The 25,041-nt window shown below is 70.9% G+C and carries 8 protein-coding genes; 4 read left to right on the forward strand and 4 right to left on the reverse strand.

Annotated features, from left to right (window positions below):
• Positions 1-162: 162 nt before the first annotated feature.
• Together ACT2CW_RS36760 and ACT2CW_RS36765 are read right to left on the reverse strand one after the other, a co-directional pair.
• Positions 163-642, reverse strand: a complete 480-nt coding sequence (locus ACT2CW_RS36760) for a general stress protein (RefSeq protein WP_138910649.1) — start codon at positions 640-642, stop codon at positions 163-165.
• A 286-nt stretch (positions 643-928) separates the two neighbouring features.
• Entirely contained in the window at positions 929-1,225 is a 297-nt protein-coding gene (locus ACT2CW_RS36765) for a hypothetical protein (protein WP_445519688.1), read from the reverse strand.
• Positions 1,226-1,345: 120 nt separating this feature from the next.
• On the opposite strand from ACT2CW_RS36765, the gene ACT2CW_RS36770 reads away from it, so the two are divergent.
• Positions 1,346-1,714 (forward strand): arsenate reductase family protein, encoded by a 369-nt coding sequence (locus tag ACT2CW_RS36770; RefSeq protein ID WP_020866139.1) that lies wholly within the window; start codon positions 1,346-1,348, stop codon positions 1,712-1,714.
• 127 nt (positions 1,715-1,841) lie between these two features.
• On the opposite strand, the gene ACT2CW_RS36775 is transcribed toward ACT2CW_RS36770, so the two are convergent.
• The gene (locus ACT2CW_RS36775; RefSeq protein ID WP_445519689.1) at positions 1,842-3,476 is read right to left on the reverse strand and encodes an AMP-binding protein; all 1,635 of its coding nucleotides are present in this window, start codon (positions 3,474-3,476) and stop codon (positions 1,842-1,844) included.
• Between the two features lie 370 nt (positions 3,477-3,846).
• Here ACT2CW_RS36775 and ACT2CW_RS36780 point away from each other — a divergent pair, with 370 nt between their 5' ends.
• Positions 3,847-5,880: a M6 family metalloprotease domain-containing protein gene (locus tag ACT2CW_RS36780; protein ID WP_445519690.1), complete on the forward strand. Its 2,034-nt coding sequence runs from the start codon at positions 3,847-3,849 to the stop codon at positions 5,878-5,880.
• Positions 5,881-5,967: 87 nt separating this feature from the next.
• Here ACT2CW_RS36780 and ACT2CW_RS36785 read toward each other — a convergent pair whose 3' ends face one another.
• On the reverse strand, positions 5,968-7,365 hold the full coding sequence (locus ACT2CW_RS36785) for a M28 family peptidase (RefSeq protein WP_445519691.1): 1,398 nt from the start codon (positions 7,363-7,365) through the stop codon (positions 5,968-5,970).
• A gap of 249 nt (positions 7,366-7,614) precedes the next feature.
• Here ACT2CW_RS36785 and ACT2CW_RS36790 point away from each other — a divergent pair, with 249 nt between their 5' ends.
• Positions 7,615-8,262, forward strand: coding sequence for a hypothetical protein (locus ACT2CW_RS36790; protein ID WP_445519692.1), 648 nt, complete (start codon positions 7,615-7,617; stop codon positions 8,260-8,262).
• A 41-nt stretch (positions 8,263-8,303) separates the two neighbouring features.
• Positions 8,304-25,041 (forward strand): type I polyketide synthase (locus ACT2CW_RS36795; protein WP_445519693.1); only part of this gene is annotated, 16,738 nt, incomplete at its 3' end.

Raw genomic sequence — 25,041 nt, forward strand, 5'->3', positions numbered from 1 at the left:
TCAGCGAGCTTCTTGGCCTTGGCGTTACGACGCTTTTGCCAAGTGTTGACTGTTCCGTGGGACGTACCGGCGCTTTACACACGGTTCGGCCTATATCCGCAGAACAATGGGTCGGGGTGGCCCAGGGTGTGCGCGCAGACCCCGAAAGCCCCCAGGAACCGCTCACCCCTCCCGCATCGCCAGCCTGGCCAGCATGTTCTTCGCGTCATCGGCGACCTGGGCGTCCGCGACCACCTCATAGCGCGCGGCCACGATCTGGCTGCGGGACGCGAAATCGCGCTGCCCTCCGGTCATGGCATGCCCGACGAAACCGAAGATCGCGCCGAACACCGCGCCGTAGACCAGACCGCTCACCAGCAGCACGATCACGTTGTGGGCGCCCGCCGCGAACACGGACAGCAGCAGCCCGATCAGCAGTCCGAACCAGGCCCCCGTACCGGCACCCGCGAGCGCCGCCCGCCCCCTGGTCAGCCGCCCGAGCACGGTCTCGACCATCCGGAGGTCCGAGCCGATGATCGCCGTATGCTCCACCGGGAATTTGTTGTCGGCCAGGAAATCCACCGCGCGCTGGGCGCCGGCGTAGGTCGGGTACGAGCCGACGACCGGGCGGTCGACCACCTCCGACGGCGGTTGCTGGGTCATCGCTGACTCCCTCCGTCAAGGAGAGCGTGCGCCCGCGCCTGCCTCCTCGCAACGGGAGCGGGACGGAGAGGGACGGGGAGAGGCGGAGAGGGGTGCAGAGAAACCCGCCGAGGGTCCGCGCGGCCCGGATATCCGGGAACGGCCACCGCGGCTCTCCGCGGCACATTTCCCCGCCACTCCTCGTCCCTCAATTCCCGTCCGGGCCGACACCGCGCGATTCCCGGAAGCCTCCGGTTCCTTTCCGCCGAGCGGAAAGGAGCCGGAGGCGTGGCGGACCTTACGGGTATCAGCCGCGGGCGGCGCGGTCGGTGTGGTCCGTGCGGATGAGGGAGCGCACCATCCGGCAGGTGGTGTTGGACGGCGGATGCACCCCGATCCGGGCGGCCGTGGACCGTATCTTGCGGTTGGACGCCTGCTCGGGGCGGTAGACACCGGAGTTGAGCAGCGCGATGGCCAGGCGCATCGCCTTCAGACGGCGGTTGTGGGACTCGTACCACTCACGCGGGCGCCCGGCCGGCATCCGCTTCTTCGGCAGGGTCGGAAAGGTCGGAAGATCCTGAAGAGGGGGTCCGGCAACGGCCATCGGCAACCTCCTGAGTTGGTCGGGAAACCTTCCCTTCAACTCCCTCCATTCTACGGCCCGGTACTGACAAAGGCCCCTGGTCAGACCGTTCCAAGGCGCTTTCGCGGTACCGTGTGCCACATGGAGATCTGGATCAATCCGGCATGCTCGAAGTGCCGTAGCGCGCTCACCCTGCTCGATGCGGAGGGCGCCGGTTACACCGTGCGCCGCTATCTCGAGGACGTACCCAGCCAGGACGAGATCCGCGCGGCGCTCGACCGGCTCGGGCTGGAGCCGTGGGACATCACCCGGACCCAGGAGGCGGCCGCGAAGGAGCTGGGGCTGAAGGACTGGCCGCGTGAGGAGGGCGCCCGGGACCGCTGGATCGCGGCGCTCGCGGAGCACCCCAAGCTCATCCAGCGGCCCATCATCACGGCGGACGACGGTTCGGCGGTGGTGGGGCGCACCGAGGAGGCGGTACGGGAGGCGCTGTCCCGGTCCCGCGGCTGACCTCGCGGCCAGGTCACGGGGCAGGTCGCGGGGCCACACCTCAAAACCGCGGAAACGCCCCGGCGCCCCGTGTACGTACACGGGGCGCCGGGGCGTACGTGGTGCCCGGTACCTCAGCCGGGCCGGCTCAGCGGCTCCGCGGTGCGGCCTGCTGCGGGCGCAGCAGGAACCGCTGCGTCTTACCGCTGGAGGTCTTCGGCAGCTCGGACACGAAGTGCACCTGCCGCGGATAGGCGTGCTTGGCGTACCGCTCCCTGACCAGCTGCTGGAGCTCGGCCGCGAGCGCGTCGCCCGCCTCGATCCCCGGGCGCGGCACGACGAACGCCTCGACGACCTCGCCGTACTCCTCGTCCGGTACGCCGACCACGGCGACCTCCGCCACCGCGGCGTGCTCCAGCAGCACGGTCTCCACCTCGAAGGGGCCGATGCGGTAACCGGCCATCAGGATGATGTCGTCGCCGCGCCCGGAGAAGAACAGATGGCCCTCCTCGTCGCGGGCCGCGGTGTCACCGGTGTAGAACCAGCGCCCGTCGGGGCTGAACTTCTCGGCGGTCTGCTCGGGGGCGTCGCGGTAGCCCTTGAACCACATCAGCGGGCTGTTGGCGATGTCCACCACGACCCGGCCGGGGATGTCCACGCGGGCCTGCGCGGAGTTGGTGTCCTCGCGCAGGATCTTCATTTCCCAACCGGGCAGCGGACGGCCCATGGAGCCGGGCTTGATCTCCTCGCGCAGGGCCGGGTGCCAGGCGTGTGCGATGACCATGCCCAGCTCGGTCAGGCCGTAGTGGTCGCGTACGGGCACGCCGAGCGCCTCGAGCGCCCAGTCGACGACGTCCGGGGGCAGCGGTTCGCCTGCCGCGGAGCAGCAGCGCAGCCGCAGATCGGCGGGGGCGGGGATGCCGGAGGCACGCAGCTTGCGGTAGACGGTGGGCCCGGCGGCGAAGTTGGTGACCCCGAAGCGGGAGAGCACCTCCCAGGTGGACTCCGCGGAGAACAGCCCGTTCAGCAGCAGTCCGCGCTGGCCGAGGGCCAGGGGCCCGATGAGCGCGTAGTACAGGCCGTACGCCCAGCCCGGGTCGGCGGCGTTCCAGAAGACGTCGGTGGGCCGGTGGTCCAGGCCGAACTGCTGGTACATGGCGAAGCCCGCGACCGCCCGCAGCGGGATCGGGACGGCCTTCGGCGTGCCCGCGGTGCCCGAGGTGAACAGCTCCACGATGAGCCCGTCGCCGCCCACGGCCGCCGGCTCGGACAGCGGGTCGTGCCCCTCGGCCAGCTCCGCGAAGGACAGATCGGCCCCGGTGACCGGCCCGGTGGTGACGATCCGCCAGGGGCGTTCGCCGGGGAAGCCCGACTCCGGGTCCAGCTTGGGACGTTGATCGGCGTCGGTGATCACGACCTTGGTGTCATTACCCGTGATCCGCAGCGCGATGGCCGGTGGGGCGAACGCGGTGAACAGCGGCACCTGGACGGCCCCGAGCCGCCAGATCGCAAGGCTCGCGACCAGCAGTTCGGCGGATTTGCCCATCAAGGTGGCGACGCGGTCGCCCACTCCGACTCCCTGGGCGGCCAGGGCACCGGCCATGCGTGAGGAACGGTCCCGAAGCTCCCCGTACGTCATGTCATGGCCGGTCATGTCCTTGCCCACCACCGTGAACGCGACGGCGTCGTCCGGGTGCCTGTCGCACAGCAGGTACGCGGTGTTCGCCGCAGGCTCACCGAAGGTCTTGAGCAGGTCAGCCATGCGCTCTTCTGGGCTGGTCAAGAGGGCTCCTAGTGCTGGTATCCACGAGTCGCGCCGGACGGGAGGGAGGGCCGGTGCCCGGCTTCGGGCGAGCGCGGACGCACCTCGGGGCGCGAGCGCACCTCGCCTTCCGGGGTGGGCTGTTCCCGGGTTGTGCTGACGAAGTCCCAGGCGGCGGCAGCTCCCGTTGGCCGGTACACGCTATCGCGCTTTCCGACCGGCGTCCCGACGCACTCCGGTCCCGTCGCACTACGGCAGTCCCGAGGCACTCCGGCGCCCCGAGGCACTCTGGCGTCCCCCCTTTCCCCGTCCTACCTTTGGGCAGCGGTAGGCATACCGCTCGCACGGCTTGTCATGTCTGAGCTCCGAGACGCCCGACACGAGGTGAGCCTTGATCCTCCCCCGAAGACCCGTCGGCCGGTTGACCGTCGTCGCCACCGTCCTCGCCACCGCGGCGGCCATCGCCGCCGGACCCGCGCGGGCCACCCCCGACGGCACACCGTCGGCCGGCCCCGCCCGGCCGTCGCTGGTGCGGCCGATCGATCCGCAGCAGTGGCGCAACCCCGACGACATGACCTGGGCCGACTACCGCGCGGTCCCCGGTACCCACTGGGCGGACCCCGCCGTCGAGCCCACCCGGCGCACCTTCAAGGGCGCGCTGGTGCTCCTGGACTATCCGGACGAGGAGTTCACGGTCAGCCGGCCGGCCGGGTCCACCCTGTTCGGCAATCCGCAGCCGAGCGCCTCCGACGTTCCGCGCGACCGCCTTCCGCGCTTCTACCAGGACTTCCTCAACACACCTGGGCCGCTGAACAACGGGCACACCATCAACGAGTACTGGATGGAGGACTCCGGCGGCCGCATCGGCGTCGATCTGACCGCCTTCGGTGTGTACCGCATGCCCGGCAAGTCCTATCAGTACGGCGTCGAGGACTCGATGAACCCGGGCGCCTGCCCGGCCGGGGACACCTGCGGCAAGGACATCCGGGAGGACGGCAAGGCCGCCTGGGTGGCCGATGTCGGCGCCGACAAGGCGGATTCGTTCGACTTCGTCTTCTATCTCACGGCCGGACAGGACGAGTCGTCCACCTGGCAGGAGTTCGGCCCGATGAAGTTCCCGGGCGCACCGGACGTACCCGCCGCCTGGGGGCCACCGGCCGCCGCGGGCGACAACTCCGCCCGGACCCGCTATGTGCCGTGGACGTCCTGGCAGGCCGCCGCCCGTATCTGGCCCAACGCCGCCGACGGGTCGTCGGTGCAGGCCGAGAGCTCCGGCATGGCCGTGTACGCCCATGAGCTCAGCCACATCCTGGGCATCGGGGACAACTACAACAACCCGTATGGCACCCCCCTCAGCCGTTCGTACACCGGTATCTGGAGCATGCTCTCCCGCGGCTCCTTCAACGGCCCCGGCGGGCCGCACACCCGCTGGCGGATCCCCGCCACGGCCGGGGGCTCGATGGGCTCCCAGCATGTGCTGCGCGACAAGCTGAAGCTCGGCATCGTGGACGAGAAGAACGTGCTGCGCCTGGACCGCGACGCGCTGAAGGGCTCCGGCCTCGTCGTCGCCCGGGTCACCGCACGCTCGGCGCCACCGGGCGAGAAGGGGCTCTCCGGGGTCAACATCACCATGGGCAGTGATCTGTCGGAGCCGTGCGACAACGGCACCGACCCGCTGTGTGACGGCGGCGGCTACGACAACTACACCGTCGAGGTCGTCGACCGGATGGGGATGGACTCGTTCACCCCGGATCACGGGGTGCTGCTGGCCAAGACCAAGAACAAGGACCGGGCACCGTTCGCCTGGGTGGTGGACGCCCACCCCGAGGACATCGACCTGGTGGACTTCCGGCGGCCCGACGGCACCGACCAGAAGATCACCATGGGCGACTACCGGCAGCTCAGCGACGCCCTCTTCCACGCCGGAGCCGACTCCGGCAGCCAGTACGAGTACCTCGACCGGGCCAACCGGCTGCACTTCTATGTGCTCGACCTCAAGCGCGACAGGTCCGGAGTGCTCTCGTACACCATCGCCGTGAAATCCCTCGACGGCGCCGGACCGCAGCGCCGCGGCGTGGCCCTGCACCGCGGCGAGGCCAAGGGGGATCCCTCCCGCTCCCGGGCCGTGTGCACCTTCGACCTGGACAACACCGGACGCACCACCGGGGACCGGGCGACGGCTCCGGCCACGTCGGTGGACTCGGATGTCTACCGGCTGTCGGCGAGGGCCTTCGGCCGCGGCTGGTCCGCCTGGCTGCCCAACCGTCTCGCCACCGCCAGGGCCGGTGGCTCGGTGGCTGTGGAGGTGGCCGTGACCGCGAAGAAGGGTGCCGAGCGGCGGGGCGCGGTCGTCCTCACCGCCCGCTCCGAGAGCGATCCGCACCGAACCGCCAAGGCGCTGTGCCGGCTGTCGGGTCGCCGGTAGGGCGACGGGTGACGGCCCGCCGGAACCCGGCGGGCCGTCCCCGTTCGGCGGTGCCACTCCGTCGGCGGTCCTACTCCGCCGGCGGTCCTACTCCGTCCCGTCGGCCGCGGTCTGGATCGGCACCCGGAGGGTGTCGGGCTCACAGCCCGCCGTACCGGCGATGATCCGCGCCGCGCCCTTGGTGAGCGGCACCAGGCTCTGCTCGTCCACCTTGTCCGGGGTGTCCCGCGGATCGAAGATGTACATGGGCGTGGTGATCAGCTGCACCAGCGGCACACCCGTGTAGTAGAAGTAGGCGCCGTCGGTGGCCGGGTTCGGCGCGAAGGCGGTCGGCGACAGGATCCACGAGCGGCGCAGGTCCTCCGCCGCGAGCGACTCGGCCACCAGCTGCTCCAGCCGGGGCGCCTGGGTGGTGAACCACCAGCGCACCTCGGGGTCGTCGGTGGGCACGACCTCCCCGTCGACCACCTCGGCCTGGCGTGCGGCGTGTTCCAGATGCATTTCGAGGACGACCTGGGGGAACAGCTCGGGGTGCGCCGCGATGAACGCCTGGGTGCCCGCCGCGCCCGCCATGTGGCCCGACGTCAGCACGAACAGCATGTTGTGCGGCCGCATTTCCCGCGGCACCGACGCCCAGAACTTGGCCTGCGCCAGGACGAGCGCCACCCCGGAGGCGTCCTCCACGGCCGACGCCCAGGGACCGTCGTGGTGTGAGCCGACGATCACCCAGTGGTCGGAGGCGCCGGGCAGGGTGCCCACCACATTGTGGGTGGTCTCCTCCGTGATGGTGGCATCGGAGACGATCCGGCCCTCGCACTCCCCCGACGCCATCAGCTCGCGGACCCGCTGCCCGTCCTTGCCACTCAGCCAGATGCCCGGGATGGAGCGCCGCTCGGCGTCATAGGGCCAGTAGAAGTCGCTGGTCTCCCAGGGCAGTCCGGTGAGCAGGCCGACATAGGCCGTGGCGCCGTCCTTGATGGCGATGTCGAAGTCCAGCACATGGGGAAGGTCGAAGGGCACGGTCTGGACGAGGTCGGGGAACACGCCCTCGGGGTCGTAGGAGCCGGTGGCGCGGGCCTGCACCTCGGTCTGCGGCAGCCGGGTGAAGCCGATCTCCTGCACCGCGATGGAGCCCCGCACCTCCCCGTCCTCCATCCGCACCAGCCGGCCCTCGGTGCCCTCGGTCGGGGTGGTGTACGGCAGGGCGAGTCCCTCGAAGCGGATGACCTCATCGGGCCGGTCGGTGGGCCAGATCTCGAAGGCGGCGGACCGCGGCCGCCAGATGGGCGTGTCCAACGGCTCCAGCCGTACGTCCGCCAGGCCCGTCTCCCGGAATTGTTCGGCGGCCCACTCCTCGGTCCAGCCGTCCGCCGGATAGCCCGCCCGGCGAATGCCCTGGCTGACGATCAGTTCGATCCAGGCCATCATCTCCTTCGAGGTGGGCGCCCGATCGATGTACTTCTCCAGCTCCGGCCAGCCGCTCATCGTCATCCTCCTCGTCGCCATGGTCGGCATTCATGGTCGGTGGGCGGGCTAAAGCTGGGCTAATGCGATGGCCAATGCGTGGGCTCATGCGTTGGCTCATGCGATGCCACGTCTCGTCCGGGAGGAGACCAAGCCGGGCGTTAGACCCACTTTGGTGGCGGCACAAATGATGGTCGCCGTATCCGGACAGGCCGCAGAGGAGGCGGCTCAGCCGCAGGTCAGCGCCCGATTGACGGTTGGGAGTCGAGTGTGCGTACCGAAAGCTCGGAGGAACGGGAACCGCGGGGCACGGCGCGGCGGAGGAGGTGGACCCGGCAGGTCCCGGCCGGTGTCGTGGGCGTGGCCGCGGTGAGCCTGATCGCGCTCACCGTCTCCCCGGTGAACGCCGAGCCCGATACCAGAGCCAAACCGCCGCGCGGCAGGAATCCGCTCCCCGCTCCCCCGCAGATCCGCGACCTGGACTTTCTGCTCGGCTCCTACACCTGCGACTACACCCCACCGCCGGGCGGAAAGCCGGCGGTGCTGAAGCTGAACACCAAGCGGGCCCTGGGCGGGCATTACCTCTACACGGACGCCACGCTCGAACCCGGAAGCGTGGTCGGCCGTTCGTCCTTCGGCTGGAATCCCGTGGACGGGACATTCATCACCCAGTACCACGACAACTGGGGTTCCTCCGGAAACTACACCTCGTCCGGCTGGAAGGACGGCCACCTGATATTCAAGGGGCCCCTCACCCAGGTGATCACACCGAATGCCTCCGGGCAGACGACGGGCGTGAAGCTGGACCTCAAGGATGACTACCAGGTGCTCGGACCAGGGCATTTCAAGGACACCACGAGCTTCACCTTCCCCGACGGAAGTACTTTGCAAGGCAGTTACGACTGCCGCCGCCAATAGCGTTCAGCATTCCGGACCGAGGGAAGTGGGGGTGGCCGACCATGGCGAGCAATGAAGAGAAGCTGCTCGACTATCTGAAGCGGGTGACGGCGGATCTCCGGCAGACGCAGCGCCGTCTGAAGGATGTCGAGTCCGCGGGGCATGAGCCGGTCGCCATCGTGGGAATGTCCTGCCGCTTCCCCGGCGGCGTACGGTCCCCCGAAGAACTGTGGGAACTGGTCGCGACGGAGCGGGACGCCATTTCGGAACTCCCCACCGACCGCAACTGGGATCTGGAGAACCTCTTCCACCCCGACCCGGACCATCCGGGGACGAGTTATACGCGCGAGGGCGGCTTCATCGACGACCCCGCGGGATTCGACGCCACGTTCTTCGGCATCAGCCCCCGCGAGGCCCTTGGGATGGCGCCGCAGCAGCGGCTGGCCCTGGAGGCGTCCTGGGAGGCCATCGAGCACGCCGGGGTCGACCCGGAGTCGCTGCGGGGCAGCCGGACCGGCACCTTCATCGGCTGCGATCACCTCGACTACTGCTCCGACGCCTCCCAGGTGCCCGAGGGCTCGGCCGGCTACTTCACCATCGGCAATTCCGCCAGCGTGGTGTCCGGCCGGGTGGCGTACACCCTCGGTCTCGAAGGGGCCGCGGTGACGGTGGACACCGCGTGCTCCTCCTCCCTGGTGGCCATGCATCTGGCCTGCCAGGCGATCCGGCAGGGCGAATGCGATATGGCGCTCGCCGGGGGCGTGGCCGTGATGTCCTCGACCGCACCGTTCATCGGCTTCAGCGAGCTGCGGGGGCTCGCGCCGGACGGCAGGTCCAAGGCGTTCTCGGCCAACAGCGACGGCATGACCCTGGCCGAGGGCGTGGGCGTCCTGCTGCTGGAACGGCTGTCGGACGCGCGGCGCAACGGCCACGAGGTCCTGGCCGTGATCCGGGGCACGGCGGTCAACCAGGACGGCTCCAGCAACGGGCTGACCGCGCCGAACGGGCCCTCGCAGCAGCGGGTGATCCGGCAGGCGCTCGCCAACGCCCGGCTTTCGGCGTCCGAGGTGGACGCGGTGGAGGCACACGGTACGGGTACGTCGCTGGGCGATCCGATCGAGGCCCAGGCGCTGCTGGCCACGTACGGGCAGGAGCGGCCCGAGGGACGTCCGCTGTGGCTGGGGTCCATCAAGTCCAACATCGGGCATGCGCAGATGGCCGCGGGTGCGGCCGGGGTCATCAAGATGGTGATGGCGATGCGCCACGAGGTACTGCCGGCCTCACTGCACATCGACGAACCGACGCCCCATGTGGACTGGAGCGCGGGCGATGTCCATCTGCTGACCGAGGCGCGGGAGTGGCCGCGTGGCGAGCATCCGCGGCGGGCGGGGGTCTCGTCGTTCGGCATCTCCGGGACGAACGCCCATCTGATCCTGGAGCAGGCCCCGGAGGGGGTCGCCGAGGCGGAGCCGGTGGAGTCGCCGAAGCCGGTGGGTGGGCCGGTGCCGTGGGTGGTGTCGGCGCGCGGTACGGAGGCGTTACGGGGCCAGGCGCGGGCGCTGGTGGCACGGGTGAACGCCGACCCGGGGGTGAGTGCCGCTGAGGTGGGCTGGTCCCTGCTGCGCTCCAGGACGCTCTTCGACCACCGCGCCGTGGTCATCGGCCAGGACCGCGAAGAGCTGGTGGCCGGGCTGGAGGCACTGGCCGCCGGAGAGCCGCATCCGGGCCTGGTGCACCCCGGCGGGGCCGCCGAGGTGGTCGGGCAGACGGTGTTCCTGTTCAGCGGACAGGGGAGCCAGCGCCCCGGTATGGGTGCCGAACTCTACGACCGCTTCCCCGTCTTCGCCGAAGCCTTCGACGAGGTGTGCGGTCTGCTCGATCCGCATCTGGAACACCCGCTACGGGAACTGGTCTTCAGCCGCGACCCCGAACAGGCGGCGCTACTGGACCACACCACCTACGCCCAGGCCGGGCTGTTCGCACTGCACATCGCCCTGGCGCGGCTCCTCGAATCCGTCGGCGTACGACCCGACGCCGTCATCGGGCACTCGATCGGGGAGATCGCCGCCGCCCATATCGCCGGAGTCTTCGACCTCCCCGACGCCTGCCACCTCGTCGCCGCCCGCGCCACCCTCATGGGAGGACTCCCCACCGGCGGAGGCATGGCCACCATCGCCGCCACCCCCGACGAACTCACCCACGACCTCACCGCGCACAACGGCCAGGTCAGCATCGCCGCCCTCAACACCCCCGGCAACACCGTCATCTCCGGACCCGCCGACCTCATCGCCGACATCAGCGCCACCTGGGCGGCCAAGCGCCGCAAGACCAGGACACTGACCGTCAGCCACGCCTTCCACTCCCCCTTGATGGACCCGATCCTGGCGCCGTTCAAGGAAGCCATCAGCGGGCTGACCTACCACCCGCCCACCATTCCCCTCATCAGCAACCTCACCGGGCAATCAGCCGACGAGCAGATCGCGACGCCTGAGTACTGGGCTCAACACATCCGCCAACCCGTCCACTTCCACCCCGCCATCACCCACACCACACCCCACACCGCCGTCTACCTCGAACTCGGCCCCGACCCCACCCTCGCCACCGCCACCCACCACACCCTCCACCACCACACCACCGAAACCGACCGACCGACGCCGCTGATCGCGTCCACCCTCACCCGTAAGCAGCCCGACGCGCAGGCCCTCACCCACACGCTCGCCCGGCTGCACACCGTCGGTGTCAATGTCGACTGGACCAGTTGGTTCCCGGCCGACCCGGCCCCCCGGGTCGTCGGGTTGCCGACGTATGCCTTCCAGCACCAGCGCTTCTGGCTGGCCCCGCCCGCCGCCCGTACGAGCTTCGAGGGGGCTGCCGGGGACCCGGCCGAGGCGCAGCTCTGGCATGCCATCGAGGAGCTCGACGTCGACGCCCTCACCAGCACACTCCAGCTGGACAAGGACAGCCCCGGCATCGACGCCCTGTTGCCCGCACTCCCCGTACTGTCCGCCTGGCGGCGTCAGCACCGTGAACGCTCCACCGTGGACTCCTGGCGCTACCGGGCCACGTGGCAGCAGCTCCCCGACCCGGCCGCCCCGGCCCTGACCGGCACCTGGCTGGTGGTCGTCCCTGCCGGGCAGGAGGAGCACACCACAGTCCAGGTCACCCTCCAGGCGCTGCGGGCGCACGGCGCCACGGCGCTCCCGTACGCGGTCGAAGCTCATCACGTCGATCGCGCCACGTTCCGCGAACGTCTCGACCAGCTGACCGAGGAGTCCCAGCCCGCCGGGGTCATCAGCCTGCTCGCCCTCGACACGGAACCGCTCGCCGGCCACTCCGCGGTGTCCGCCGGGCTCAGTGCCACCACCGCCCTCCTCCAGGCCCTCGATGACGCAGGAATCGACGCGGGATTCAGCGCGCCCCTGTGGTGTGTCACGCAGGGCGCCGTCGCCACCAGCCGCAGCGACCTCCTCCCCCACCCCGAGCAGTCGCCGATCTGGGGTTTCGGCCGCGTGGCCGCGCTGGAGCATCCGCAGCGCTGGGGCGGTCTCATCGATCTGCCCGTCACCATGACCCACCACACCGCGGGTCGGCTGGCGGCCCTGCTCGCCCCCGGGCAGGCCGAGGACCAGGTCGCCATTCGCACCACCGGTACGTACGCACGCCGCCTCACGCGTGTGCCCGCCGCCGACACCGTCCCCGCCCCCGCTCCCTGGGAGCCGTCGGGCACCACGCTCATCACCGGTGGCACCGGAGGTCTCGGCGCTCAGGTCGCCCGCTGGCTGGCCGACCGGGGCGCACCCCGTCTCCACCTCGTCAGCCGTTCCGGGCCCGACGCGCCCGGCGCGGCCGAGCTCAGCGAGGAGCTCACCGCGCTGGGGACAGACGTCACCATCACCGCCTGCGATGTCTCCGACCGCGCCGCGCTCCGGCGGCTCATCGACGCCGTCCCCGCCGAACACCCCCTCACCACGGTCATCCACACCGCCGGCACGATGGAACTGGGGCAGATCGGCGAGCTGGACCCCGGGCGGTTGCAGCCCGTTCTGCGGTCCAAGGCGCTGGCCGCCGCGCATCTGCACGACCTCACCCAGGACCTCGATCTCACGGCCTTCGTACTCTTCTCGTCGAACGCCGCGACGTGGGGCAGTGGGCAACAGGCCGCCTACGCCGCCGCGAACACCTACCTGGACGCGCTCGCCGAGCACCGCCGCGCCCGGGGTCTGCCCGCCACCAGCCTCGCCTGGGGGCCGTGGGGCGAGGCGGGCATGGCCGCCGACCAGCACACGCTCTCCCACCTCGAGCGGCGGGGGCTCTCCCCGCTCCCGACCGGCCTCGCCATCGCGTCGCTGCAACACGCGCTGACACACGACGACACCGCCGTCACGATCGCGGATGTCGACTGGGAGAGGTTCGGCCGTACGTTCACCGCGCAGCGCCCGAGCCCGTTCCTCACCCGGCTGATGCCGTCGAGCGCGGAGCCCGCCACGTCCACGGCCATCGCGGCCGACGACAATCCGCTGCGGCAACAGCTCAGCGCGGCGCCCGCCGCGCAGCGCCATCAGCTCCTGGTCCGCCATATCCAGACCCTGGCCGCGACGATCCTCGGCCACTCCGGCCTGGACGCGATCCCCCCGGGGCAGCCCTTCCAGGAGCTGGGCTTCGACTCCCTCACCGCGGTCGAGCTGCGCAATCAGCTCGCCGCCACGACCGGCCTCGCTCTCGCTCCGGCGCTGGTCTTCGACCATCCGACGCCGAACGCGCTCGCCACATATCTGAGCGCCGAACTCACGGGGGAGAAGGCCGCCGTCACCACCCACACGTCGTCCGCGGCCGCCGACGACGAGCCGATCGCGATCGTCGGCATGGCCTGCCGCTACCCGGGCGGCGTGCGCTCTCCGGAGGAGCTGTGGGAACTGGTCGTCGCGGGCCGGGACGCCATCAGGGAGATGCCCGCCGACCGCGGCTGGGACCTGGACACGCTCTTCGATCCCGACCCCGAGCGTCTGGGCACCAGCTATGCGCGCGAGGGCGGTTTCCTCCACGACGCGGCCGGGTTCGACGCGGCGTTCTTCGGCATCAGCCCGCGTGAGGCGCTCGCCATGGACCCGCAGCAGCGGCTGCTCCTGGAAACCGCGTGGGAGACCTTCGAGAGCGCGGGCCTGGACCGGGACACGCTCGCCGGGAGCGCCACCGGCGTCTTCGCGGGCGGCACCTATCAGGGCTACGGCGCCTCCGGCAACTCCTCGGCGCGGGAGGTCGAGGGGTATCTGCTCGCGGGCGGTACGCCGAGTGTCATGTCGGGCCGGGTGGCGTATGCGTTCGGCCTCGAGGGCCCCGCGGTGACGGTGGATACGGCGTGCTCGTCCTCGCTGGTGGCCATGCATCTGGCCGCCCAGGCGCTGCGACAGGGCGAGTGCACGATGGCGCTGGCGGGTGGCGTGACGGTGATGGCCACGCCGACCACCTTCATCGAGTTCTCCCGGCAACGCGGTCTGGCGGCCGACGGCCGGTGCAAGCCGTTCGCGTCGGCGGCCGACGGCACCGGCTGGGGCGAAGGCGCCGGGCTGCTGCTGCTGGAACGGCTGTCGGACGCGCGGCGCAACGGCCACCGGGTGCTGGCCGTGATCCGTGGCTCCGCGGTCAACCAGGACGGCACCAGCAACGGGCTGACCGCGCCGAACGGGCCCTCGCAGCAGCGAGTGATCGGCCAGGCGCTCGCCAACGCCCGGCTGTCGCCGGCAGAGGTCGATGTGGTGGAGGGACACGGCACCGGAACCACGCTCGGCGATCCGATCGAGGCGCAGGCGCTGCTGGCCACGTACGGGCAGGAGCGGCCCGAGGGGCGTCCGCTGTGGCTGGGGTCCATCAAGTCCAACATCGGCCACACCCAGGCCGCCGCCGGAGTGGCCGGGGTCATCAAGATGGTGATGGCGATGCGCCACGGGGTGCTGCCCGCCTCACTGCACATCGACGAACCGACCCCGAATGTCGACTGGAACGCGGGCGATGTCCGTCTGCTGGCCGAGGCACGGGAGTGGCCGCGGGGCGAGCATCCGCGCCGAGCGGGGGTCTCGTCCTTCGGCATCAGCGGGACCAATGCGCATGTCATCGTGGAGCAGGCGCCCGAGGCGGCCGAAGCCGTCGAGGCGTACTCGGCGGAGCCGATGGGCGGGCCGGTGCCGTGGGTGGTGTCGGCGCGCGGTACGGAGGCGTTACGAGGCCAGGCGCGGGCGCTGGCCGAACGGGTGAACGCCGACCCCGAGGTGAGTGCTGCCGAGGTGGGCTGGTCCCTGCTGCGCTCCAGGACGCTCTTCGACCACCGCGCCGTGGTCATCGGCCAGGACCGCGAAGAGCTGGTGGCCGGGATGGAGGCGCTGGCCGCCGGAGAGCCGCATCCGGGCCTGGTGGAGCCCGGGGAGAAGGCCGAGCCCACCGGTCAGACCGTTTTCCTGTTCAGCGGACAGGGCAGCCAACGCCCCGGCATGGGCGCCGAACTCTACGACCGATTCCCCATCTTCGCCGAAGCCTTCGACGAGGTGTGCGGTCTGCTCGATCCGCATCTGGAACACCCGCTACGGCAGGTGGTCTTCGACAGCGATCCGGAGCGTACCGGGCTGCTGGATCACACCACCTACGCCCAGGCCGGGCTGTTCGCACTGCATATCGCCCTGGCACGACTCCTCGACTCCGTCGGCGTACGACCCGACGCCGTCATCGGGCATTCGATCGGGGAGATCGCTGCCGCCCATATCGCCGGGGTCTTCGACCTCCCCGACGCCTGCCACCTCGTCGCGGCCCGCGCCACTCTCATGGGAGGGCTTCCCGAGGGCGGAGGCATGGCCACCATCGCCGCCACCCCCGACGAACTCACCCACGACCTCACCACACACAACGGCCAGGTCAGCATCGCCGCCCTCAACACCCCCGGCAACACCGTCATCTCCGGACCCGTAGACCTCATCGCCGAGATCAGCACAACCTGGGCGGCCAAGGGCCGCAAAACCAGGACACTGACCGTCAGCCACGCCTTCCACTCCCCCCTGATGGACCCAATCCTGGCGCCATTCAAGGAAGCCATCAGCGGACTGACCTACCACCCGCCCACCATCCCCCTCATCAGCAACCTCACCGGACAACCAGCCGACGAACACATCACCACCCCCGACTACTGGACCCAACACATCCGCCAACCCGTCCACTTCCACCCCGCCATCACCCACACCACACCCCACACCGCCGTCTACCTCGAACTCGGCCCCGACCCCATCCTCGCCACCGCCACCCACCACACCCTCCACCACCACACCACCGAAACCAACCGACCCACGCCACTGATCGCGTCCACCCTCACCCACAAACAACCCGACACCCACGCCCTCACCCACACCCTCGCCCAACTCCACACCCACGGCACCACCATCGACTGGACCAGCTGGTACCCCGCCACCCCCACCCCCCGCACCATCGGCCTCCCCACCTACGCCTTCCACCACCAGCACTACTGGCTGTCGTCCGCCACCCCCTCCGGACCGGAGCCCATCGAGACAGCGGCTCTGGTCGACAGGGAGTTCTGGGAGGCGGTGGAGCGCGAGGATCTGGAAGCTCTGGCGGCGACCATCGACTCACCGGCGGATCAGCAGCCCATGCTGGGCGCTGTTCTCCCGACGCTGTCCGCCTGGCGGCGACAGCACCGGGAGCGGTCGGTCATCAATTCATGTCGATATCGGACCACTTGGAAGCGCCTTCCCACTCCTTCCACGCGTCCGGACCTCACCGGCACCTGGCTGCTGATCATCCCCGCGGGCCAGGCCGACCACCCTGCCGTGGCAACCGCCGCACAGACCCTGACCAGCCACGGCGCCACTCCGCTCCGCCATGTGCTCGATGCCCGTACCGTTGATCGCGACGCCCTGGCGGACCACCTCACGCGTCTGGCCACGGAGGGCGAACCCGTCGGAGTGCTGAGCCTGCTCGCCCTCGACGACGAGCCGCACCCCCTGTACGCCGCCGTGCCCTCCGGGCTGGCCGCGACCACCGTGCTCGTCCAGGCCCTCGGCGACGCCGAGATCCCGGCGCCCCTGTGGTGCCTCACTCAAGGCGCCGTCGCCGCCGGTCCCGGCGATCCGCTCCCCAGCCCGCGGCAGGCGCAGACCTGGGGACTTGGCCGCGCCGCGGCCCTGGAGCACCCTCGCCGCTGGGGTGGCCTGATCGACCTCCCGACCGTCATCGACCACCACACCGCGGACCGCCTGGCCGCCCTGCTCGCCCCCGGTGGGCCGGAGGACCAGACCGCCATCCGTGCCACCGGCAGCTACGCCCGGCGCCTCCGTAGGGCCGGTACGCCCACCACTGCCCCCAGGACCTGGCAGCCCACGGGCACCACTCTCATCACCGGCGGCACCGGCGGTCTGGGCGCCCATGTCGCCCGCTGGCTCGCCCGCCACGGCGCGCCCCATCTCCACCTCATCAGCCGCTCCGGCCCCGACGCACCCGGCGCCACCCAACTCGCCCAAGAACTCACCGACCTGGGCACGACCGTCACCATCACCGCCTGCGACGCCTCCGACCGGGCCGCTCTCCAGCGCCTCCTCGACACGATCCCCGCCGAACACCCCCTCACCACCGTCATCCACGCCGCCGGAACGTCGGACACCGAGCTCATCGCCGATCTGGGGCCGGAGCGACTACAGCATGTGCTCGGGCCCAAGGCCCTGGCCGCCGCCCATCTGCATGAGCTGACGCAGGGGCTCGACCTCAGCGCCTTCGTGCTCTTCTCGTCCGGCGCTGCCGCGTGGGGCGGCAGTCGGCAAGGAGCCTACGCCGCCGCGAACACCTATCTCGACGCGCTCGCCGAACACCGCCGCGCCCGGGGACTCCCCGCCACCAGCCTCGCCTGGGGCCCCTGGGGCGACGCGGGCATGGCCGCCGACGAGACCGCGCTCGCGTTCTACGGACGGCGCGGGCTGTCCCCGCTGAGCCCCGAACTGGCCGTGGCATCGCTCCAGCACGCCCTGGACCACCGTGACACCACGGTCACCGTGGCGGACATCGACTGGGAGAGGTTCCCGACGGCGTTCACCGCGCAGCGCCCCAGCCCCCTTCTCGACGAGCTGGTCACGGCCGCCGAGGACCCCACCGGGCGAACCACGGGTACGTCCACGGACACGTCCGTCGGCACCTCGCTCCAGCAGCGGCTCGCTGCCGCCACACCCGAGCAGCAGCACCAGCTCCTCCTCGAGCGGATCCAGTCCCTCGCGGCCTCGGTCCTGGGGCATTCCGGACCGGACGCCGTCCCGCCCGGCCAGCCGTTCCAGGAGCTCGGGTTCGACTCCCTGACGGCCGTGGAGCTGCGCAACCAGCTCGCCACCGCCACCGGAATCGACCTCGCGCCCGCGCTCGTCTTCGACCACCCCACGCCCAACGCCCTCGCCACGTATCTGCGCGCCGAACTCACTGGTCAGCAGATGGCCGTCACCGCTCACACCCCGACCACCGCAGCCGCCCAGGACGAGCCGATCGCGATCGTCGGCATGGCCTGCCGCTACCCCGGCGACGCACACTCCCCGAAGGAGCTGTGGGACCTGGTCATGGCCCATCGCGACGCCATCGCGGAGATGCCCACCGACCGCAACTGGGATCTGGACGCGCTCTACGACCCCGATCCCGACCGCTCGGGTACGAGCTATGTCCGCGAGGGCGGATTCCTCTACCAGGCGGCCGAGTTCGATCCCGCGTTCTTCGGCATCAGCCCGCGCGAGGCGGTCGCCATGGACCCGCAGCAGCGACTGCTCCTGGAAACCGCGTGGGAGACCTTCGAGAGCGCGGGCCTGGACCGGGACACACTCGCGGGCAGCGACACGGGCGTGTTCGCGGGGGTGACGTCCCAGGACTACATCTCCCTCACCGGCGATACGGCGAGCGACGTCGAAGGCTATGTCGCCACGGGCAATATCGGCAGTGTGGTGTCCGGCCGGGTGGCCTACTCCTTCGGCCTCGAAGGGCCAGCGGTCACGGTGGACACCGCCTGTTCGTCCTCGCTCGTGGCCATGCATCTGGCATCCCAGGCCCTACGGCAGGGCGAATGCACGATGGCCCTGGCCGGCGGGGTGACGGTGATGGCCACCCCGGGCGCGTTCATCGAGTTCTCCCGCCAGCGCGGTCTGGCGCCCGACGCACGGTGCAAACCGTTCGCGGCCGCGGCGGACGGCATGGTGTGGGGCGAGGGCGTTGGTCTCGTCCTGCTGGAACGGCTGTCGGACGCGCGGCGCAACGGCCACCGGGTGCTGGCCGTCGTCCGTGGCTCCGCCGTCAACCAGGACGGCACCAGCAACGGCCTGACCGCGCCGAACGGGCCCTCGCAGCAGCGGGTGATCCGGCAGGCGCTCGCCAACGCCCGGCTGTCACCGTCCGACGTGGACGCCGTCGAGGCACATGGCACCGGGACCACCCTCGGCGATCCGATCGAGGCGCAGGCACTGCTGGCCACGTACGGCCAGGAACGGCCGGAGAGCCAGCCGCTGTGGCTCGGCTCCATCAAGTCCAACATCGGCCACACCCAGGCCGCCGCCGGAGTGGCCGGGGTCATCAAGATGGTGATGGCGATGCGCCACGGCGTGCTGCCCGCCTCACTGCACATCGACGAACCGACCCCGAATGTCGACTGGAGCGCGGGCGACCTGCGCCTGCTCACCGAATCCATCCCATGGCCGCACGGCGAGCGGCCCCGCCGGGCGGGGATCTCCTCCTTCGGCATCTCCGGTACGAACGCCCATCTCATCCTGGAGCAGGCCCCCGAGCCGATGGAGCCCGCTCCCGTATCGGACGCCGCTGGTGTGGTGCCCTGGGTGATCTCCGCACAGAGCGCCGTGGCGCTACGAGGCCAGGCGCGGGCGCTGACCGGGCACATCATCGGCGAGCCCGAGGTAAGCGCCTCGGAGGTGGGCTGGTCCCTGCTGCGATCCAGGACGCTCTTCGACCACCGCGCCGTGGTCATCGGGCAGGACCGCGAAGAGCTGGTGGCCGGGCTGGAGGCACTGGCCACCGGAGAACCGCACCCGGGTCTCGTACACCCCGGGGAGACGGCCGAGTCCACCGGTCAGACCGTGTTCCTGTTCAGCGGACAGGGCAGCCAACGCCCCGGCATGGGCGCCGAACTCTACGACCGCTTCCCCGTCTTCGCCGAAGCCTTCGACGAGGTGTGCGGTCTGCTCGACCCGCATCTGGAACACCCGCTACGGGAACTGGTCTTCAGCCGCGACCCCGAACAGGCGGCGCTACTGGACCACACGACGTACGCCCAGGCCGGACTGTTCGCACTGCACATCGCCCTGGCACGACTCCTCGACTCCGTCGGCGTACGACCCGACGCCGTCATCGGACACTCGATCGGAGAAATCGCCGCCGCCCACATCGCCGGGGTCTTCGACCTCCCCGACGCCTGCCACCTCGTCGCCGCCCGCGCCACCCTCATGGGAGGGCTTCCCGAGGGCGGAGGCATGGCCACCATCGCCGCCACCCCCGACGAACTCACCCACGACCTCACCGCGCACAACGGCCAGGTCAGCATCGCCGCCCTCAACACCCCCGGCAACACCGTCATCTCCGGACCCGCCGACCTCATCGCCGACATCAGCGCCACCTGGGCGGCCAAGCGCCGCAAGACCAGGACACTGACCGTCAGCCACGCCTTCCACTCCCCCTTGATGGACCCGATCCTGGCGCCGTTCAAGGAAGCCATCAGCGGGCTGACCTACCACCCGCCCACCATTCCCCTCATCAGCAACCTCACCGGGCAATCAGCCGACGAGCAGATCGCGACGCCTGAGTACTGGGCTCAACACATCCGCCAACCCGTCCACTTCCACCCCGCCATCACCCACACCACACCCCACACCGCCGTCTACCTCGAACTCGGCCCCGACCCCACCCTCGCCACCGCCACCCACCACACCCTCCACCACCACACCACCGAAACCGACCGACCGACGCCGCTGATCGCGTCCACCCTCACCCGTAAGCAGCCCGACGCGCAGGCCCTCACCCACACGCTCGCCCGGCTGCACACCGTCGGTGTCAATGTCGACTGGACCAGTTGGTTCCCGGCCGACCCGGCCCCCCGGGTCGTCGGGTTGCCGACGTATGCCTTCCAGCACCAGCGCTTCTGGCTGGCCCCGCCCGCCGCCCGTACGAGCTTCGAGGGGGCTGCCGGGGACCCGGCCGAGGCGCAGCTCTGGCATGCCATCGAGGAGCTCGACGTCGACGCCCTCACCAGCACACTCCAGCTGGACAAGGACAGCCCCGGCATCGACGCCCTGTTGCCCGCACTCCCCGTACTGTCCGCCTGGCGGCGTCAGCACCGTGAACGCTCCACCGTGGACTCCTGGCGCTACCGGGCCACGTGGCAGCAGCTCCCCGACCCGGCCGCCCCGGCCCTGACCGGCACCTGGCTGGTGGTCGTCCCTGCCGGGCAGGAGGAGCACACCACAGTCCAGGTCACCCTCCAGGCGCTGCGGGCGCACGGCGCCACGGCGCTCCCGTACGCGGTCGAAGCTCATCACGTCGATCGCGCCACGTTCCGCGAACGTCTCGACCAGCTGACCGAGGAGTCCCAGCCCGCCGGGGTCATCAGCCTGCTCGCCCTCGACACGGAACCGCTCGCCGGCCACTCCGCGGTGTCCGCCGGGCTCAGTGCCACCACCGCCCTCCTCCAGGCCCTCGATGACGCAGGAATCGACGCGGGATTCAGCGCGCCCCTGTGGTGTGTCACGCAGGGCGCCGTCGCCACCAGCCGCAGCGACCTCCTCCCCCACCCCGAGCAGTCGCCGATCTGGGGTTTCGGCCGCGTGGCCGCGCTGGAGCATCCGCAGCGCTGGGGCGGTCTCATCGATCTGCCCGTCACCATGACCCACCACACCGCGGGTCGGCTGGCGGCCCTGCTCGCCCCCGGGCAGGCCGAGGACCAGGTCGCCATTCGCACCACCGGTACGTACGCACGCCGCCTCACGCGTGTGCCCGCCGCCGACACCGTCCCCGCCCCCGCTCCCTGGGAGCCGTCGGGCACCACGCTCATCACCGGTGGCACCGGAGGTCTCGGCGCTCAGGTCGCCCGCTGGCTGGCCGACCGGGGCGCACCCCGTCTCCACCTCGTCAGCCGTTCCGGGCCCGACGCGCCCGGCGCGGCCGAGCTCAGCGAGGAGCTCACCGCGCTGGGGACAGACGTCACCATCACCGCCTGCGATGTCTCCGACCGCGCCGCGCTCCGGCGGCTCATCGACGCCGTCCCCGCCGAACACCCCCTCACCACGGTCATCCACACCGCCGGCACGATGGAACTGGGGCAGATCGGCGAGCTGGACCCCGGGCGGTTGCAGCCCGTTCTGCGGTCCAAGGCGCTGGCCGCCGCGCATCTGCACGACCTCACCCAGGACCTCGATCTCACGGCCTTCGTACTCTTCTCGTCGAACGCCGCGACGTGGGGCAGTGGGCAACAGGCCGCCTACGCCGCCGCGAACACCTACCTGGACGCGCTCGCCGAGCACCGCCGCGCCCGGGGTCTGCCCGCCACCAGCCTCGCCTGGGGGCCGTGGGGCGAGGCGGGCATGGCCGCCGACCAGCACACGCTCTCCCACCTCGAGCGGCGGGGGCTCTCCCCGCTCCCGACCGGCCTCGCCATCGCGTCGCTGCAACACGCGCTGACACACGACGACACCGCCGTCACGATCGCGGATGTCGACTGGGAGAGGTTCGGCCGTACGTTCACCGCGCAGCGCCCGAGCCCGTTCCTCACCCGGCTGATGCCGTCGAGCGCGGAGCCCGCCACGTCCACGGCCATCGCGGCCGACGACAATCCGCTGCGGCAACAGCTCAGCGCGGCGCCCGCCGCGCAGCGCCATCAGCTCCTGGTCCGCCATATCCAGACCCTGGCCGCGACGATCCTCGGCCACTCCGGCCTGGACGCGATCCCCCCGGGGCAGCCCTTCCAGGAGCTGGGCTTCGACTCCCTCACCGCGGTCGAGCTGCGCAATCAGCTCGCCGCCACGACCGGCCTCGCTCTCGCTCCGGCGCTGGTCTTCGACCATCCGACGCCGAACGCGCTCGCCACATATCTGAGCGCCGAACTCACGGGGGAGAAGGCCGCCGTCACCACCCACACGTCGTCCGCGGCCGCCGACGACGAGCCGATCGCGATCGTCGGCATGGCCTGCCGCTACCCGGGCGGCGTGCGCTCTCCGGAGGAGCTGTGGGAACTGGTCGTCGCGGGCCGGGACGCCATCAGGGAGATGCCCGCCGACCGCGGCTGGGACCTGGACACGCTCTTCGATCCCGACCCCGAGCGTCTGGGCACCAGCTATGCGCGCGAGGGCGGTTTCCTCCACGACGCGGCCGGGTTCGACGCGGCGTTCTTCGGCATCAGCCCGCGTGAGGCGCTCGCCATGGACCCGCAGCAGCGGCTGCTCCTGGAAACCGCGTGGGAGACCTTCGAGAGCGCGGGCCTGGACCGGGACACGCTCGCCGGGAGCGCCACCGGCGTCTTCGCGGGCGGCACCTATCAGGGCTACGGCGCCTCCGGCAACTCCTCGGCGCGGGAGGTCGAGGGGTATCTGCTCGCGGGCGGTACGCCGAGTGTCATGTCGGGCCGGGTGGCGTATGCGTTCGGCCTCGAGGGCCCCGCGGTGACGGTGGATACGGCGTGCTCGTCCTCGCTGGTGGCCATGCATCTGGCCGCCCAGGCGCTGCGACAGGGCGAGTGCACGATGGCGCTGGCGGGTGGCGTGACGGTGATGGCCACGCCGACCACCTTCATCGAGTTCTCCCGGCAACGCGGTCTGGCGGCCGACGGCCGGTGCAAGCCGTTCGCGTCGGCGGCCGACGGCACCGGCTGGGGCGAAGGCGCCGGGCTGCTGCTGCTGGAACGGCTGTCGGACGCGCGGCGCAACGGCCACCGGGTGCTGGCCGTGATCCGTGGCTCCGCGGTCAACCAGGACGGCACCAGCAACGGGCTGACCGCGCCGAACGGGCCCTCGCAGCAGCGAGTGATCGGCCAGGCGCTCGCCAACGCCCGGCTGTCGCCGGCAGAGGTCGATGTGGTGGAGGGACACGGCACCGGAACCACGCTCGGCGATCCGATCGAGGCGCAGGCGCTGCTGGCCACGTACGGGCAGGAGCGGCCCGAGGGGCGTCCGCTGTGGCTGGGGTCCATCAAGTCCAACATCGGCCACACCCAGGCCGCCGCCGGAGTGGCCGGGGTCATCAAGATGGTGATGGCGATGCGCCACGGGGTGCTGCCCGCCTCACTGCACATCGACGAACCGACCCCGAATGTCGACTGGAACGCGGGCGATGTCCGTCTGCTGGCCGAGGCACGGGAGTGGCCGCGGGGCGAGCATCCGCGCCGAGCGGGGGTCTCGTCCTTCGGCATCAGCGGGACCAATGCGCATGTCATCGTGGAGCAGGCGCCCGAGGCGGCCGAAGCCGTCGAGGCGTACTCGGCGGAGCCGATGGGCGGGCCGGTGCCGTGGGTGGTGTCGGCGCGCGGTACGGAGGCGTTACGAGGCCAGGCGCGGGCGCTGGCCGAACGGGTGAACGCCGACCCCGAGGTGAGTGCTGCCGAGGTGGGCTGGTCCCTGCTGCGCTCCAGGACGCTCTTCGACCACCGCGCCGTGGTCATCGGCCAGGACCGCGAAGAGCTGGTGGCCGGGATGGAGGCGCTGGCCGCCGGAGAGCCGCATCCGGGCCTGGTGGAGCCCGGGGAGAAGGCCGAGCCCACCGGTCAGACCGTTTTCCTGTTCAGCGGACAGGGCAGCCAACGCCCCGGCATGGGCGCCGAACTCTACGACCGATTCCCCATCTTCGCCGAAGCCTTCGACGAGGTGTGCGGTCTGCTCGATCCGCATCTGGAACACCCGCTACGGCAGGTGGTCTTCGACAGCGATCCGGAGCGTACCGGGCTGCTGGATCACACCACCTACGCCCAGGCCGGGCTGTTCGCACTGCATATCGCCCTGGCACGACTCCTCGACTCCGTCGGCGTACGACCCGACGCCGTCATCGGGCATTCGATCGGGGAGATCGCTGCCGCCCATATCGCCGGGGTCTTCGACCTCCCCGACGCCTGCCACCTCGTCGCGGCCCGCGCCACTCTCATGGGAGGGCTTCCCGAGGGCGGAGGCATGGCCACCATCGCCGCCACCCCCGACGAACTCACCCACGACCTCACCACACACAACGGCCAGGTCAGCATCGCCGCCCTCAACACCCCCGGCAACACCGTCATCTCCGGACCCGTAGACCTCATCGCCGAGATCAGCACAACCTGGGCGGCCAAGGGCCGCAAAACCAGGACACTGACCGTCAGCCACGCCTTCCACTCCCCCCTGATGGACCCAATCCTGGCGCCATTCAAGGAAGCCATCAGCGGACTGACCTACCACCCGCCCACCATCCCCCTCATCAGCAACCTCACCGGACAACCAGCCGACGAACACATCACCACCCCCGACTACTGGACCCAACACATCCGCCAACCCGTCCACTTCCACCCCGCCATCACCCACACCACACCCCACACCGCCGTCTACCTCGAACTCGGCCCCGACCCCATCCTCGCCACCGCCACCCACCACACCCTCCACCACCACACCACCGAAACCAACCGACCCACGCCACTGATCGCGTCCACCCTCACCCACAAACAACCCGACACCCACGCCCTCACCCACACCCTCGCCCAACTCCACACCCACGGCACCACCATCGACTGGACCAGCTGGTACCCCGCCACCCCCACCCCCCGCACCATCG

The organism is Streptomyces sp. NEAU-174, from assembly GCF_052665095.1.

What these genes read in the sequence shown, in the direction of transcription:
- ACT2CW_RS36785 (WP_445519691.1), bottom strand. Translation starts at nt 7,365, where the DNA reads ATGAGCGGCTGGCCGGAGCTGGAGAAGTACATCGATCGGGCGCCCACC.
- ACT2CW_RS36760 (WP_138910649.1), bottom strand. Translation starts at nt 642, where the DNA reads ATGACCCAGCAACCGCCGTCGGAGGTGGTCGACCGCCCGGTCGTCGGC.
- ACT2CW_RS36770 (WP_020866139.1), top strand. Translation starts at nt 1,346, where the DNA reads ATGGAGATCTGGATCAATCCGGCATGCTCGAAGTGCCGTAGCGCGCTC.
- ACT2CW_RS36765 (WP_445519688.1), bottom strand. Translation starts at nt 1,225, where the DNA reads ATGGCCGTTGCCGGACCCCCTCTTCAGGATCTTCCGACCTTTCCGACC.